The following is a 16261-nucleotide window of genomic DNA, read 5'->3' on the forward strand; positions in this document are numbered from 1 at the left end:
ATCATACGCAACGCAGACGAGAGCACTGGACGAAACACACCTAGACTGACTAACGTGACTTCATATTGTCGAATTTTATGAGCGCCTTATGAAAGCCACGGAATCCGGACTTCTTTCGTTCCTCAATAACTCGCCGCAGTTCGTTATCCCGATTTATCAACGCACCTACTCCTGGACAGAGAAGGAATGTCGGCAGCTTTGGGACGACATTTTACGCGCCGGGCGCGAGGACGGGCACTCGATCCATTTCATCGGTTCCGTCGTTGGTATTGATCAAAGAGATTCCACCAATTCCGACCGCTCTCCTTATCTGGTCATCGACGGTCAGCAGCGCTTAACAACGGTCACTCTGCTTCTGGCTGCACTGGCTGAAGCGCTCGAAAAGCAGAAGGGTGAGACTGTTGAGTTGTCCGAGGGGTTTTCGGCCCGCAAAGTTCGGAACCGCTACTTGATTGACCCGGATGAGGATGATGAGCGCCGCTTCCAACTGCTGCTTTCGGAGACAGACCGGGAAACATTGAAGGCCATCGTGGCCAGGGATCCATTGCCGGAAAATCCATCCTTGCGGATCAATGAGGGATTCAAGTTCTTTCAATCACAAATTGGCAAGCTCACCAAACTCGAGGCCCTGTGCCGAGGATTGGATCGATTATTCATCGTCGATATTTCCCTCAATCGCGGGCAGGACAATCCGCAGCTTATTTTTGAAAGCATGAATTCTACTGGTAAGGAACTCAGCCAAGCCGACCTGATTCGCAATTTTGTTCTGATGGGCCTGCAAACAAACCTACAATCCCGGCTCTACAAGAATTATTGGCGTCCAATGGAAAGGGCCTTCGGCCAAGACGGATACAGTGCGCGGTTCGACGCGTTCATGAGGCACTATCTGACGGTCAAAACGGGCGAAATCCCAAGGCTGAGTGAAGTTTACGATTCATTCAAATGGTACGCACGCGCCTTTTTGAACGCAGCCTCAGAAACAGCGGAAAAGAAAGCACGGGAAGACAATCCGGAGATATCTGAACAAAATCTGTCCAAGGTCGAAGCGGCCGCATCAACTGCCGCCGTAGAAACCCTAGTAAGCGAATTACGGGCTTTCGCAGGCTATTACTGTGCGATGGCGCTGGGTGCGGAACCTGATGCAGATCTAAACTTCGCGTTCCATGATTTGCGCGAACTGAAAGTGGACGTCGCCTATCCGTTCCTGCTTGAGCTTTACGCCGACTATGCCACCAAACAACTCCCAAAAGCAGATTTTCTGGAAGCGATCCGGCTGGTCGAAGCCTATGTGTTCCGCCGCGCGATCTGCATGATCCCGACAAATTCACTCAACAAGACCTTCGCAACTTTCACAAAGTCATTGAAGAAGGATCGCTACCTGGAAAGCATCAAGGCGCACTTCCTGCTATTGCCCTCTTACCGCCGTTTTCCCGGTGATGGCGAGTTCCAACGCGAACTTCAAAAACGTGATCTCTACAATTTTAGAAGCCGCAGTTATTGGCTGCGCCGGTTCGAAAATCATGGTCGTAAGGAACGGGTCCCGGTTGACGAATACACCATAGAACACATCATGCCTCAAAATGAAGACATGCGGATCGAATGGAAGACGGCACTCGGCGACGATTGGCAGCGCATCCATCAAGAATATCTGCACACGCTCGGCAACCTTACACTTACGGGTTACAACTCCGAATACAGTGATCTTCCGTTTGTTGATAAACGCGACATGGTAGGTGGTTTCAAGAACAGTCCAGTTAGGTTGAATGACGGTTTGGGCACTGTTGAGCAATGGAATGAGGAAGCAATTCGTTCCCGCGCACAGAAACTTGCGGCTAAAGCGCCAGGGGTGTGGCCCGGCCCTAGCCTCGCTGAAGACATTCTCAGCATCTACCGGGCGCCAAAGGAAGCGAGCGCCAGCTACTCCATTGCTGATCACCCCTATTTGAACAGTGGCCTTGTACGGGAACTTTTTGAAGCATTTCGCAAGGACGTTCTGGCCTTGGACCCTTGTGTGAGCGAGGAATTCTTGAAGCTCTACGTGGCATACAAGGCAGAGACCAACTTTGTCGATGTGGTTCCGCAAGCAAAAGCTTTGCGGCTGTCCCTCAATATGAAGTTCACCGACATCAACGATCCGCGCGGTATCTGCAAAGACACCTCCCAGATAGGGCGATGGGGGAATGGAGAGGTAGAAGTCAAGATCAGCGCACTTGATGAGATTCCCTACACCCTGGGGCTGGTCCGGCAGTCACTCGAGCAACAACTCGGCAACGGTGGTGACGGCTGATGTCCAACTTTTCCTTCCTTACGGCTGAGTTTCCCGACGTTCAGGCATCTGCGCAGCGGGCGGAGACGTTGGTCAATGGCGATCCACGTGCCAGCGCTTTTTATGCTCGAAGAACACTGGAAATCGCAGTCAAATGGATTTTCAAACATGATGCATCCCTGAACTTTCCCTACCAGGACAATCTCTCCGCTCTAGTGCATGAACCAACGTTTAAACGCGCGGCGGGTGATGCGATCATCTCGAAGGCTAGGCTGATCATAAAGATCGGCAATCGCGCAGTTCACGAAGCGCGAGACACACCGCAGCGTGACGCCTTGCAGGCCGTCACCGACCTCTTTCATGTCTGTTTCTGGTTGGCGCGAACCTACGCCCGTAAGTCGCCGCCGGCTGACGGTTTGGCATTCAATCCGGCGCATCTTTCACGCAAGGATGATATCGTCAAAAAAGCCTTTACCCGTTTGCAGCAGATGCAAAAGGAGATGGAAGAGCGCGACGAGAATCTCGCCCAATTGCTGCGGGACAAGACAAAGCTTGACGATCAATTAAAAGCGATGCGTGCTGAGATCGCAGAGGCACGTAAACAGAACGAACAACGGCCTGATACACATGACTATTCCGAAGCAGAGACGCGCGACTATTTCATCGATGTCCTGCTAAAGGAAGCCGGCTGGGCTCTGGATGGTGTCGATGACCTTGAGTATGAGGTTGTAGGCATGCCGAACAATAAGGGCATCGGCTACGTCGACTACGTACTGTGGGGTGATGATGGCAAACCGCTCGGGTTGGTCGAGGCAAAGCGCACCAAACGCGACCCACGCGTCGGGCAGCAACAGGCGAAACTCTATGCCGACTGTCTGGAAGCAAAATTTGGTCAACGGCCAATAATCTTTTACAGCAACGGTTACGATCACTGGATCTGGGATGACCAGATGTATCCTCCACGTGCTGTTCAGGGCTTTTTGAAGAAGGACGAGCTGCAGCTCGCAATCCAGCGTCGCACGAGCCGTAAGCCGTTGATAGGCGAACCGGTAAACAAGGAAATTGCCGGCCGATACTATCAGACGCGTGCCATCGCGAGTATTGCCAAGAGCTTCGAAAAGGACCACCAGCGTAAGGCGCTACTGGTCATGGCGACGGGCTCCGGCAAGACACGCACCGTGATTGCGTTGGCGGACCTCCTAATGCGCTGCAACTGGGCCAAGCGTATTCTATTCCTCGCCGACCGTGTCGCGCTGGTCAATCAGGCTGTGGCTGCTTTCAAGCATCACCTGCCGGACGCGGCACCGGTTAATCTGGTAACCGATAAGTCGGCGCAGGCACGCGTCTATGTGTCCACCTATCCGACCATGATGGGATTGATCGACCAAAAGCGCGAAGAAGGCCGCATGTTTGGCCCCGGCCACTTCGACCTTATCGTCATCGACGAGGCGCACAGGTCCGTGTACCAACGCTATGGTGCCATTTTCGATTATTTTGACAACCTGCTGGTCGGCCTCACCGCTACTCCAAAGGACGAAATTGATCGCAACACCTACGGCCTATTTGATCTCGAGGATGGCGTTCCAACCGATGCTTATCCTCTCGACCAGGCGGTAGAGGATAGCTACCTCGTGCCACCTGAGGCGATCTCGGTCCCGCTCAAATTCCAACGCGAAGGCATCAAATATGATGACCTTAGCGACGCGGAAAAAGAAGAGTGGGATATGCTGGAATGGGACGAGGACGAGGTCCCCGACAGCGTGAACGCAGAAGCCGTCAACAAGTGGCTGTTCAACACAGACACCGTGGACAAGGTGCTCGCCCATGTCATGACGCACGGCCTCAAGGTCTCGGGCGGCGACAGGCTCGGCAAGACCATTATCTTCGCCAAGAACCAGAAGCATGCCGAGTTCATCGAAGAACGGTTCAACACGAACTATCCGCGTCTAGCCGGGCACTTCGCCCGTATCATCACCTTCAAGACGACCTATGCCCAAAGCCTGATCGATGACTTCTCGATCAAGGACAAGGATCCGCATATTGCGATCTCGGTCGACATGCTCGATACAGGCATAGACGTGCCGGAAGTGGTCAATCTTGTGCTTTTTAAGTTGATCCGCTCGAAGACAAAATTCTGGCAGATCCTTGGCCGTGGCACCCGGCTGTGTCCTGACTTGTTCGGCCCCGACGTGGACAAGGATTGTTTTTACGTTTTCGACTTCTGCCAAAACCTTGAATTCTTCAGTCAGAACCCGAAGGTGTCGGATGGCCTCAATACCAAGTCTCTTAGTGAACGGCTATTTGCAGCACGGTTCGATCTGGTCCGGGCCCTAGACGAGCAACAGTCCGCTGAAATCTATGACGGCATGGCAGAAGAGGGCGAAGGATACTTGGGACCGGGAGACCTAGACCATAGGGTGCAGCTCGATGAAACGACGGTCCGCGACGAAGCACTCAACTATCTCATCGATTATGTTGCAGGCATGAATCTTGACAATTTCATTGTCCGCCCCAAACGCCGGTCCGTTGAGAAATACCAGCAGCGCGACGCTTGGAAGACCTTGAGCGATGACAAGCGTGACGAGCTTCTGAATGAGGTTGCAATGCTGCCGAGCGAAATCAACTCCGACAATGAGGAAGCCAAGCGTTTCGACCTGCTGATGTTCTCGCTGGAACTGGCCCTACTGAAAGCGAACAAGTCTTTCGACCGGTTGAAACAACAGCTTTTGGAAATCGCTGCAGCCCTAGAAGAGCAGACCGCCATTCCCGCCATCGCTGCGCAAAGTCCTTTAATACAAGACATCCAGACTGATCATTGGTGGGAAGGGATAACCGTCCCCCTCCTGGAACTCGTGCGTCTACGCCTGCGCGATCTGGTTCAGCACATAGACAAGAAGCGCAAGGCAATCGTCTACACCAATTTCGAGGACGACCTTGGTACAGCGATCGGCGTTGACCTGCCGCAGGTCGGCGAAGTCGATTTCGTAAAGTTCAAGAAAAAGGCCCGGCATTTCCTGCTGGAGCACGAAGATCATCTCACGCTTCAGAAACTCCGTCGAGGCAAGCCGCTGACCGCCAAAGACCTCGATCAACTTGAAGACATGCTAATCACCGCCGGTGTAGGTAATACTGAGCAGGTTGAGAAAGCCGCGGACTTGAGCGCGGGGCTAGGACGGTTCATTCGAGCTCTGGTAGGTCTTGAGCGTGCAGCGGTCGTTGACGCCTTTAGCGAATTTGTTAGCGATGCCAGTACAACAGCGGAACAGATAGAGTTCATCGACATGATCATCGCGCACTTAACCGACAAGGGAATGATGGATCCAAGCCTGCTCTACGAGAGCCCGTTCACCGACGTCGCTCCGAGCGGCCCAGAGCAGGTCTTCGATATAAAACGAGCTGACAGGTTGATCGAGATGATTGATGAGCTGAACAAGAGTGCTGTAGTTTAAGGCAGGATTTGAAGGTGTTTTGAACCATCCCGCTGCCTCCATCGCAAAGAAACGTATCATATCTTAAGAAAGCAATTATTGATGGGTGTGAAGATGGTTTTATTTCGACATTCGTCAATTTCACAATATTTTACAATAATTTCAACGATTTTTTGGCGGACTCTCTGTCCGCCATTTTATTTCAATATACTGCTTCAAAAACGCCGCTAATTTTCTCATGTAGTGGCGCTTGGTGTAGCTTTTGATCCATCTGGAGATGGATCTGGCGGCCAGGCTTCGTTCAAAACTTCCCAATAAAATTTGCCCGCCAGGTTATTGGAACCCGACGGGCAACGATTTTCCGCTTAGTCGAACATCAACGAGTTCGTTGCGAAGTTGGCATAATCTGCTGCCGTCATACCGACACTTGCAATCGTGTGGACAGTGTCATCGTCATCCAGGAGGTTGTTGGAACCCAGATTGTCGACATACCCGATAATCGCGGCACCAGCATCCGAATCGAAGTACGTGACAAGAAATGCGGTGTCAGCGGCCAAGGCTCCACCATCATTGACATCGACAGTGCCGGCACCGATTGCGTCCGCGAAGCTTGTCGCACTGGTCTCTGTGAAGTTGATGATATGATGCTCTGCGGCATTGTCGATGATGGCATTCTCAGCGACATTAAGCACGGACACGGAGCCCCGATCGATCAATGCCGATATGTCGGTGTTGGCCCCATCACCATGAATGCTCGAGAAGGTGAGTTCTGTCGTATCATCAAAGTCCACATCGTCTCTAGAGAAAGAGATCGCATCGCCGGAGCTCGGATCAACTCCAACCGTGAACCCGTTGATCGTGTCAGCTCCGAAGACAAGCGTGCCGTTTTCGACTTCGACAATCTGCACCACATCGTCACCGCTGCCCAGCGTGGCGGTATCCGCGCCGGCACCGAGGATGATGAAGTCTCCGAAGTTCGAGCCAAGCACTTCAAGAGTTCCGTCAAGCTCATCGCACCCGCAGAAGAACAATCCACCGGTTAGACCAGAAGCATCAAACACCGTTGTTGCGCCAGATGCAGTGGTATTGTCGGAAATGATCAGTCCCTGATCACTACCCGCCAATTGAATAGTTTCAAAGTTTCGGACGGCATCCAGATCGAATGGATCTTCAAGCTCATCCGCCATTATCAGTGTGTCTGTACCATTGCCGCCGTCGATCAAGCCGCCATCGTCGGCGACATAATAGGCGTTCTCCGCGCCTAGGGTCAGCGAGTCGTTCCCGGAGGACAACAACACCCCTCCTGCGCCTCCAAAGCCCAAACCGGAGAGATCAACATCGTACCTTGAAAGGTCGATGTCCCCTTCTGACGTTAGCACAAGGGTTTTCGCCGCGCCTGTGTCCTCGAAATTGGTTTCAAAGATATTGTTCCATTGGTCCGCGGCACCGTAAACCCAACTGTCTTGGGGCCCACTTCCCTCAAACACGCCGAGAAACCTTATGCCATCAAAAAGATCAACCGACGTTGTGTGCGAATCGTCTTCGTAAATGTCCAGGTATTCAATTCCGCTTGCATCGGTGAAGACATAGTGCGTGTCCGCAGTGATGTCCGCGTCAATGACCAACGCGTCCTCGCTGCCGTCACCGCCGATTATCGTGGCAGTTTCCGCAGCTTCGGCACTCACGACAATCAAGTCGTCTCCGCCACCAGCATCAACGTAGGCATCCCCGGTCTGGAGGTCGTTGATGAAATCATCACTTGCCCCAAGCGTCACGGACAGGTTGGAATGGTCTGACAGAAAAATCTCGGAATAAAAGCTTCCACTTGTATTCTCGACAACCAAAGTCTGGCCATCGGCTTTCGTAAGAGCTTCCAGAGCACCGGATTCTCCCTGAACTTCTATGTTTTCACCGTTGTGCTTATCTTCGATGTCGACCTCACCAATCACATCCTCAAAAATAATATTTTCAACGGAGGTCAGGCTCATATCAAGTTGGTCGGACACGTCAGTTGCGTCGTCCGTCCGGACATCGTCGATTATGAAGGTGTTGAAGCCGGTAATGATTAGCGTATCCTCACCATCTCCAGCATCGATAACACTCAGATCCGCGTTGTCGAATGTGCTGTAAATCGTGTCGTTCAAATCCGTTGCGGAGTTTGTTGCATTCACCGGCACGCCGCCGACCAACACTTCAGATGCTCCGGCTTCGAGAATGATCGTATTGCCGGTCGTGCTGCTGCCGCCACCGCCGGCTCCGCCACCGCCAGTACTGCCACCAGTATCGCCATCGTCGGGATCGCCATCGCTGCCCAAAGGCGTATCCAGTACTACGGACGACAGATCTGTCCCGCTTAGGGCCTGCGCCCCGTCCCGGTTCTCGAATTGCCCATAAAGGACCCAATGCTGATAGGCCGTGAACGATCCGGCCTCAACAGCAGCCTGGACGTCCGGATTGGCGGCGAGATACGTCGCAGAATCGAAAGCATCGTCGCCACCACCAATGTCCGGTTGGCCCAACAGCGTATCAATTGTTTGGTTCGGGATCCGTCCCTCAGCCGCGCCGTAAACCCAAAAGTGGTCCAGCGGATTAACACCGGCGGCTGCAACATCAGGATTCTCTGACAGGTAGAACGATGTATCGAAATTCTCGTTTGGGTCACGCCCTTCTGACCAACCGAACAGATTGAAGTGTTCTACTGCGGACTGGAACAGGCCCGCATCAATTGCAGCAGCTACATCCGGATTGTTCGCAAGGTAATACTCTTCGTTGAACGCGATAGACATTTTTTTCCTTTGTTATTCGACACGATTACCCCCTGCCAGGTTTCGCTTAGTCCCAATGAGAGCCGCATCGTCCCTATGCGGTTAGGGCTTTTATAACCTTAACAAGACCTTAAGTGGCTAAATATTTAAATTAATGCGATGTATTTTGAACAACTTCGTAAACGCGCCTCAACAACAACTATCTTTTGAGCCATTAACCATAAATTTTCGGGAGTTTTCTTCTTACGGTTTTGATCTCAAAATGCACTTAATTTCGAATTTTCGAAATAATTCATCCGTTTAACGCAGCAATTTTGCTTTGAAGTTCCTCTCGCATTGGAAGCCATTAAGGTGGATCGCCAAGGACGCGCCAGACGGCTGTCACTGCGAGCCGATCACTTGAGGTGTTAACGCCCCGCTTGCCTTTCGCACCAAACAAGCGTACTCCGCACGGCCCACATTACTGACACGAAGACTGCGCAACTGCTCGTAATTATCGCGATCGGTCTTTTATATGCGTTTCAGAAGGACACCGTTTTCATGCACACCATTGGTCTTGATTTCGGCACATCGAACACCGTGGCGATGACAGCTTCCATGTCCGGTAGTGCAGAAGCGGTCACATTTCTTGGCGACCGGGAGGAAGTAACCTCATTGCCATCGGTCCTCAGCTTTCTCGACAAAGGGGCCGCAAAGGCTCCTCATCCTGAAGTCGGCCCATGGGCAATCCGTCAGTTCCTCGAAAGCTTCGGTGATGTCCGTTTCATTCAGTCCCTGAAAACCTTTGCGGCCAGCGCGGCCTTTAAAGGAACGGGCATTTTTGGCGTTCCGTTTGATTTTGAGAACTTGATGGCGACATTTTTGACGGCTGCCTTTGAGCGCGCCCATCCGCAGATCAATCCGTCTCAAACCCGATTGGTGGTGGGCCGGCCCGTAGAGTTTGCCGGTCACAATCCGAATGAACAGCTCGCGATGAAGCGGTATCGCTCAGCCTTCAGTAAACTCGGCTACGACGACATCCTATTTGTCATGGAGCCTGTTGGCGCCGCGTTTTCCTACGCCCAGTCCCTCAAGCAGGATACGACTATTCTTGTGGCTGACCTTGGCGGTGGCACCACGGACTATTCGCTCATGCGGTTTGAGACCTCAGCTGGTCATATGCACGCGCACCCGTTGGGGCGCGGCGGCATTGGCATAGCCGGAGACACCTTTGACTACCGGATCATTGATAACGTCGTTCTGCCGAAGCTTGGCAAAGGGTCTCAATACAAAAGCATGGGCAAGACACTAGATATCCCGCCCAACCTTTTCTCAAATTTTGCCCGCTGGCACATGCTATCCATCTTCAAGACATCCGATGATTTCAAGGAGATGAAAAAGCTGCTCCGCTGGTGCCTAGACCCAGATCAGATCGAGTTGTTCATAGAGCTCGTCGAAGAAGATCAGGGCTATCCGCTCTACAAATCAGTTTCAGAGACAAAGGCGATTCTCTCGGCGAACGAAGAGGCTGAACTCATTTTCAAACCGCTCGGCCCTGACTTCAAAGCAAGCGTTGCTCGGAAGGACTTTGAGAGCTGGATCGCTCCCGATCTCTTGAAGATGAATCGCGCGCTCGACAGCGCGCTGGAACGCGCCAAGTTGAGTGAAGACGACATCGACCGGGTGTTTATGACCGGTGGCACTTCATTCGTGCCCGCGGTACGGAAGATGTTCGCAGACCGTTTTGGTGCCGAGCGAATTTCAGGCGGCAACGAACTCACTTCGGTGGCCAACGGGCTTGCTCTTATTGGCGCCCGCCAGGACGCGGCAGATTGGTCGGTGGCGGCATAAAACGTTCGGATCGGGACAGACCGGGCTCTCATGAGAAAGCCCGGTCCATCAGTTAGCCAAAGGCCTTTCTGAGAACCGGTATGCGTTTGACCAGCACATAATCCAGCGCCAGCACCGTCAAAAGGGTCACGCCGGCAAGCGGAAACGCCAGCGAGAGGAACAACATCAAGATCATCGCACCACGCCAATGCGGCATGTTCTCCGGTGTCTTCGGCGCAATGATCCGGAGTGCTGCACCTTTCGGGCGGCGCATCCACCACATGACAACACCACTCACACACAGGAAGATCACTGACAGGCACGCGAGTGTGTTGAGCACCAGGTTCCAAAGCCCCACCAATCCCATATGCAGGGGTATGCCAACAGCCATGGCTTTTGCGGCAAGCGAATAGTCGGCAAACCCAACAGACGCCAGAATCTTGCCGGTATACTGATCAATGTGGACAGTGCGATCTGAGAAGGGATCTTCAGCATCAGAACTCATTGTGTCCTGATTGATGGTCCACACACCCGTGTCTCCTTGGGGATAGGAAATACGATATCGGGCATTAAAGCCGATTGCTGCTGCCAAATCCGCGATGCTGTCGATCGTCACAGGCGCGCCCTCTCGCGTTCCAGAAACCCCGGATCCTGAGCCGGAAGCCGGCATAGGTGTCTGCTCCAGAGTCCAGGGGACTTCACCAACCGGACCGTGGTTCATTGCAGCGTGTGTGCTGTCGGACAAGGGAACATTGTTCCATTTTTCCGCAGGGAAGGTGTTCCAAGCCTGAACGATCTTGCTTCCCCAAATACCGGTCCAGGCCATGCCGGTGATCAAGAACGCCAGCAGAATGACAGAAACATAGATCCCGATACTGGAATGAAGCCCCTTCCAGAAGTCTCGTCCCCTGGCTGTCAAGTTTGGAACGACGGACTGTACAAAGGACCGGTCACGCGGCCACCAAAGGTAAAGACCCGTAACCACCAACACGATCGACAAACCGGCTGCAATCTCCAGAAGGCGGTCGCCCGGTGTTCCAAGCAGGAGATCACTGTGGATGCCGTCAGCAAAGTCGTACCAACCCTTGCGCCGGTCCCAGCTCTCAACCACGTCTCCAGTGTAAGGATCGACAGCGACCATCGACTGAACACCGTCGGCTTTGAGGCGAAAAACTGAAACGTTGTTTTCAGTCCGCCCTTTGAGCCACTCCACAACAACCCCGTTTGGATGTTGCTTCAGGGCTTGGCTCGCTTGTTCGGACACACTCAGCGGCTGACCATCTTGAGGGACAGACACAGTAATTTTTTCGCCGTCACGGCCATCAATGTAACCGATGTACATCATCATCATGCCTGTGACCGCGAGGACCATAAGGAAGGGCACGACAAACAATCCGGCATAAAAGTGCCAACGCCAGGCAGCGCGATAGAACGCGTTCGGTGCGGATGCACTTCGAACGTTATGTGAGATATCACTCATGGGATCTCCATACCGGATGCCCCACCACTCAAAGACAGTTGGAGGCGGTCCGGTTCATATCAATTTCAAAATGGATTTCGGGAAGATCAGATCCCAAGAGGCGGAGCGCGTGCCCCGTTCTGGCTGCGGTTCAGCGAGCTTGTCCGTGGCGCTTCGGCAAAGAACGGAATTGCCAGCGAAGCGAAGACCGGTAAGGCGCTGTCCGATGCCAAGACCGGCACGACCACCGCTCCAACACCGGAAAATACACAGTGGTTTGATGCTTTGCCTTCATCATCACCCATCGGTCCAGACGGCAGTTCTTTACCGTCGGCATCTAGGGTGATGGTTCTCATGCCGTCCGGTGTACACAGGACGACCGTAAAGCCCTGATCCTTTTGCAGCGTTGGCATGAAGCCTTGCGGCAAAAGGGCAGACAGCAGGAACGGCAGCAGCAGTACAATGACTGCTGCGTTCAATTTCCGGATGTTTTGCCGGAGTTCGCCCAAGATCCTGATGCCCCTCACTTCAGAACGGCTGAGTGCTTAAGGTAGATCCCGAGCAAAGACAAATCTAAAAAACAGATGTGCCGGAACAGCCAGCCTGGCGCCTTACTCGGCAAGGCTGATGTCGGCCATCAGATCCGCCGCGGTTGCTTGCAGCGCGTCGCTCAGTTGAGCAGGTGTCAGTCCGGTTGGGAGCCTCAAATCCGCAGAGGCCTTGAACAGGAGACCGCCCTGCATCGATCCCGCTTCAACAGACGTTTCCAGGTGCTCAATGCTGACCTTGTGCTCGCTCAGAATGTGGGTGATGTCGCGCAATATTCCCGGGTGATCCTGCGATACCAGATCCAGATGGGCGGACGCACCAGGTGCTTCATTGTCGCTACCATGGCCGGACCGCAGCGTGATATCGATCCCGTCTGTTCCAAGTGCCTCCAGCGCCGCAGTCAACTGGCTGGCGTTTTCGGCAGGAACAGAGATGCGCACGATGCCGGCAAACTCGCCACCAAGTCGGGCCATGGAACTCTCGATCCAATTCCCTCCTGCGCCTGCGATGACGTCAGCGATCTTCTCGACAAGCCCAGAACGGTCTTCGGCAATGACTGTGAACACGAGATGGTCTTGCATGATACGGCACCCGTTTGATCGAGGTTGTTACAGTTCTTGTTGACATTTCAGGATTGAGAAAACAAGTGACCGTACAAAATAGGTAAGAACACCGTGCGTCTCTATGCCGACCCAGATGCGTCCCGCGACCCGCGGATTTTACGGCGGTCATTTAGAATTTACCAGGGTGCCCCTATATTCATTTTCCATCGCGGACACTTACGCAGCAGCCTACTCCCAATGGTACCTCAGAAAGCGGTAAACGCAGAATGCAACCCCACAACGGTTTGAAAACACTAGATCGCTTCTGGCTCAAATTCATGGATCGCCCGCTTATCTTCGCTGTCGTGGTCCTACTGGCGCTCGCGTTGCTGCCGGTCGCTGTCTGGATGGACCTGCGCACGATTTCCGACCAGTCCCTCCGTTCTCAAGCCATTGATCTCGACAAGGCAATCACCGAGATCCGGACGTACTACGCCCGCAATGTCGTAGGACGCGTGCAAAGCGCAAGTGGTGACATTCAACCAACGCACGAATACCACGAACGGGATGGCGGAATTCCCATTCCGGCAACGCTGTCAATTGAGCTCGGGGACGTCATCGGCGATCAAGGTACGTTGGAATACCGGTTCGTCTCAGATCTGCCGTTCACAGAACGTGAGCCCTATGAACTCACCGCTTTTGAGCAAAAGGCCTTGGCTGACTTCCGGGAGACCCGGGATCCCAAAGACCTGGAGATCGGCTTTACGGGATCCATGTTCGACCGCCAAGTTCAAATCGCTTCGCCAGTTTATATGGGAGCTTCGTGTGTCGCGTGCCACAACACTCATCCAGAGAGCCCAAAAACGGACTGGGTGGTTGGCGACATCCGCGGAATTCAGGCGATTACGATCGACCAGCCTATCGCGGAAAATCTTTGGTCCTTTAAATACCTGCTGACCTATTTCGCGGGCGCTGGTGCCTTCGGAATTGCTTTTGCCGGTTTGCAATGGCGTCAGGCGTATCGCTTTCACAAGATGAACGGCGACCTGGAAGCGGCGAACTCGGAAATCAGCCACCTGAACAAACAGCTGGCGTCGGAAAATGTCCGCCTTGGAGCTGAAATTGAAGTTGCGCGGCAGATCCAGATGATGGTCCTGCCGACCCAGAACGAATTGGGTGAGATTGATCAGCTGGAAGTCGCCGCCTTCATGGAACCTGCCGATGAAGTCGGCGGAGACTACTATGACGTCTTGCAACTTGGGGACCGCGTCAAAATCGGAATCGGCGATGTCACCGGCCATGGCCTTGAGAGCGGCGTCCTCATGCTGATGGTGCAATCCGTTGCCGTCGCCCTTCAAGAACAAGGTCCGAGCGACCCCAAACAGTTTCTTGTTGCCCTCAACAATGCGATCTGCCGCAACATCAAACGCACGAAAACCGACAAGCACCTGACCTTGTGTTTTGTAGATATAGAGCACGACAAACTGACCCTGACCGGCCAGCATGAAGAGTTGATTTTGCTGCGGCGCTCAGGTGCTGTGGAAACAGTCGACACGCTCGACCTTGGATTTCCGGTCGGATTGGAAGACAACATCTCGGAATTTGTCCGCCCACTGCCCATGCCCTTTGAGAGCGGAGACACGGTTGTCCTTTACACGGACGGCGTTACGGAGGCGGAAAACTCCAAGGGCGAAATGTATGGCCTGGATCGTTTGATCGCGAGCACCAAGGTACACGGCCGCAAGGACGCTGCGCGGATGCTGGAGGCGATGATTGCCGACCTAAGATCGCATATCGGATCGGCGACCGTGTTTGACGACATTACCTTGCTCATTGCCCGCCGCAGGTAACAGAAAGTCCAGGAAGTTCAGGAGTGGCGGATGACCCGAAGAGCCACCCGCCGTTTCCAAACGCATCACAGCGCTGGAAGCGCCGGCGAGGCGCCGGCCTGAGCCCCTCCACAGGCTACGTAAAAACCCCTACCGCCTTTAACGGGCGATGTAAATTGGCTGTTTGACGCAACCGCTTGTCGGACTCAGTCACCTCACTAGGAAGGTATGGCGGCGCCCGTCAATATCGTGTCGTTTTGATGCTTGATCCCCACAAGACCGTCCCGTACTGTGCGCCGATCTGACGGCGTCCATTTAGGGACTGAGAGAGATTCTGGATGCGGCTGACCCATATCGGGGGCCAATGCCGGAGCTGTTGAAGGTATATCGCTCCGCAAGCAGTAGAAGTTGCAGCCGGGGCCGTGTGCCTTTCTTTCTTCCTTATCCGCCGGCTGCATAATGTCTGCCTAAACGGCACTATGATTGGAAGAGACCATGACCCTCAGGATTATCCTGTCTGCCGTGCTCCCATTTTCTGCACCTTCTGCCGCATTTGCGCACGCGGGCCACTTGGGCGAACTTGCCGGGCATGCCCATTGGGCTGGCGCCGCAGCGCTTGCAGGTGCAGCTCTCATTGCTGGTGTCGTTGCTTGGGCAAGCCGGAAAGACAAGGACAGTGCAGCCGACAGCGACGAAGCAGATGCTGAGCCCGGTGAAACTGCGGAAAATCCGACGCCATAATCGCAGATTATCCCTATGCAGATTGCTATTTCAGCGGCATCCGGTCTTAGCATTTCACTTGCCGCGCAACCTTTTACCACGGACACCTGAGTGACGCTTTTGCCAGCCAATGACACGCCGCAATACGCATATGAGACGGACCCGGCGGCAATCTACCGCCAATCCTTTTCTATCGTGCGGCGGGAAGCAGACCTTTCACATATCCCAGATGCCTTGCATCCAACGGCTGTCCGGTTGATCCATTCCTGCGGCATGACCGATCTACCACAAGATCTGACGTGGTCGGATGACGTTCTGGAAGCGGCGCAATCAGCTTTCGCAAAAGGAGCTCCGGTGTTTTGCGATGTGGAGATGGTTGCGCATGGCATTATCAAGAATCGGCTCCCGGAAGGCTCCGAAGTCATCTGCACATTGAATGACCCCTCGGTCCACGGCCTTGCATCTGAGCTCAAAACAACCCGGTCAGCCGCTGCTGTCGAGCTTTGGCGCGATCGGCTGGACGGGGCAATTGTCGCTATTGGCAATGCCCCGACCGCGCTGTTTCATGTTCTTGAGGTGATCGCTGCCGGCGGGCCGAAGCCAGCAGTCATACTTGGATTCCCGGTGGGTTTTGTCGGTGCGGCGGAATCCAAGGACGCGCTGGCAGCCAACCCTTATAGCGTTCCCTATCTTGCCGTGAAGGGCCGCCGGGGTGGATCGGCCATGGCAGCCGCTGCCGTAAATGCCCTTGCCGCCGGTTTGCCGGAAGAGGGTTGATATGACGGCCGATGATCGTAAGCCCGCAATGAAATCCGTCAGCAAACCCAAATCCTTGCGTTCCCGCGGATTTCTATCCCAGCCAGGCGGTCAAGCCCCGTCCGGAGATGGTTCTTC

At 53.9% G+C, this 16261-nt stretch carries 10 protein-coding genes; 6 read left to right on the forward strand and 4 right to left on the reverse strand.

The window, feature by feature from the left end; translation table 11 throughout:
• The first annotated feature begins 88 nt into the window (after nucleotides 1-88).
• Nucleotides 89-2287 (forward strand): GmrSD restriction endonuclease domain-containing protein, encoded by a 2199-nt coding sequence (locus SADFL11_RS14925; RefSeq protein ID WP_040451396.1) that lies wholly within the window; start codon nucleotides 89-91, stop codon nucleotides 2285-2287.
• Nucleotides 2287-5715 (forward strand): DEAD/DEAH box helicase family protein, encoded by a 3429-nt coding sequence (locus tag SADFL11_RS14930; protein ID WP_008196191.1) that lies wholly within the window; start codon nucleotides 2287-2289, stop codon nucleotides 5713-5715. Before SADFL11_RS14925 ends, SADFL11_RS14930 begins: the two co-directional genes overlap by 1 nt.
• Before the next feature lie 344 nt (nucleotides 5716-6059).
• Here SADFL11_RS14930 and SADFL11_RS14935 read toward each other — a convergent pair whose 3' ends face one another.
• Nucleotides 6060-8480 (reverse strand): hypothetical protein, encoded by a 2421-nt coding sequence (locus tag SADFL11_RS14935; RefSeq protein WP_008192891.1) that lies wholly within the window; start codon nucleotides 8478-8480, stop codon nucleotides 6060-6062.
• A gap of 519 nt (nucleotides 8481-8999) precedes the next feature.
• Here SADFL11_RS14935 and SADFL11_RS14940 point away from each other — a divergent pair.
• Nucleotides 9000-10289 (forward strand): Hsp70 family protein, encoded by a 1290-nt coding sequence (locus SADFL11_RS14940; protein WP_008192285.1) that lies wholly within the window; start codon nucleotides 9000-9002, stop codon nucleotides 10287-10289.
• Between the two features lie 52 nt (nucleotides 10290-10341).
• Here SADFL11_RS14940 and SADFL11_RS14945 read toward each other — a convergent pair whose 3' ends face one another.
• The 3 genes from SADFL11_RS14945 to SADFL11_RS14955 form a co-directional block, all read right to left on the reverse strand.
• Nucleotides 10342-11748 (reverse strand): PepSY-associated TM helix domain-containing protein, encoded by a 1407-nt coding sequence (locus SADFL11_RS14945; RefSeq protein WP_040451394.1) that lies wholly within the window; start codon nucleotides 11746-11748, stop codon nucleotides 10342-10344.
• An 86-nt stretch (nucleotides 11749-11834) separates the two neighbouring features.
• Nucleotides 11835-12236, reverse strand: coding sequence for a DUF2946 family protein (locus SADFL11_RS14950; RefSeq protein WP_008195169.1), 402 nt, complete (start codon nucleotides 12234-12236; stop codon nucleotides 11835-11837).
• A gap of 102 nt (nucleotides 12237-12338) precedes the next feature.
• Complete coding sequence (locus SADFL11_RS14955; protein ID WP_008188756.1) at nucleotides 12339-12857, reverse strand: glycine cleavage system transcriptional repressor; 519 nt, start codon at nucleotides 12855-12857, stop codon at nucleotides 12339-12341.
• Between the two features lie 299 nt (nucleotides 12858-13156).
• Between SADFL11_RS14955 and SADFL11_RS25765 the strand changes: the two genes are divergently transcribed.
• The 3 genes from SADFL11_RS25765 (at nucleotide 13157) to SADFL11_RS14970 (ending at nucleotide 16144) form a co-directional block, all read left to right on the forward strand.
• On the forward strand, nucleotides 13157-14668 hold the full coding sequence (locus SADFL11_RS25765; RefSeq protein WP_008193518.1) for a PP2C family protein-serine/threonine phosphatase: 1512 nt from the start codon (nucleotides 13157-13159) through the stop codon (nucleotides 14666-14668).
• A 474-nt stretch (nucleotides 14669-15142) separates the two neighbouring features.
• A complete protein-coding gene (locus tag SADFL11_RS14965) occupies nucleotides 15143-15388 on the forward strand; it encodes a DUF6732 family protein (protein ID WP_134853047.1) in 246 nt (81 codons plus the stop codon).
• 90 nt (nucleotides 15389-15478) lie between these two features.
• On the forward strand, nucleotides 15479-16144 hold the full coding sequence (locus SADFL11_RS14970; RefSeq protein ID WP_134853048.1) for a precorrin-8X methylmutase: 666 nt from the start codon (nucleotides 15479-15481) through the stop codon (nucleotides 16142-16144).
• Nucleotides 16145-16261: the final 117 nt, after the last annotated feature.

Origin of the sequence: Roseibium alexandrii DFL-11, from assembly GCF_000158095.2 — a bacterium.
GTDB classification, from domain to species: domain Bacteria; phylum Pseudomonadota; class Alphaproteobacteria; order Rhizobiales; family Stappiaceae; genus Roseibium; species Roseibium alexandrii.

What these genes read in the sequence shown, in the direction of transcription:
- SADFL11_RS14965 (WP_134853047.1), top strand. Translation starts at nt 15,143, where the DNA reads ATGACCCTCAGGATTATCCTGTCTGCCGTGCTCCCATTTTCTGCACCT.
- SADFL11_RS14930 (WP_008196191.1), top strand. Translation starts at nt 2,287, where the DNA reads ATGTCCAACTTTTCCTTCCTTACGGCTGAGTTTCCCGACGTTCAGGCA.
- SADFL11_RS25765 (WP_008193518.1), top strand. Translation starts at nt 13,157, where the DNA reads ATGGATCGCCCGCTTATCTTCGCTGTCGTGGTCCTACTGGCGCTCGCG.
- SADFL11_RS14935 (WP_008192891.1), bottom strand. Translation starts at nt 8,480, where the DNA reads ATGTCTATCGCGTTCAACGAAGAGTATTACCTTGCGAACAATCCGGAT.
- SADFL11_RS14955 (WP_008188756.1), bottom strand. Translation starts at nt 12,857, where the DNA reads ATGCAAGACCATCTCGTGTTCACAGTCATTGCCGAAGACCGTTCTGGG.
- SADFL11_RS14925 (WP_040451396.1), top strand. Translation starts at nt 89, where the DNA reads ATGAAAGCCACGGAATCCGGACTTCTTTCGTTCCTCAATAACTCGCCG.
- SADFL11_RS14945 (WP_040451394.1), bottom strand. Translation starts at nt 11,748, where the DNA reads ATGAGTGATATCTCACATAACGTTCGAAGTGCATCCGCACCGAACGCG.
- SADFL11_RS14940 (WP_008192285.1), top strand. Translation starts at nt 9,000, where the DNA reads ATGCACACCATTGGTCTTGATTTCGGCACATCGAACACCGTGGCGATG.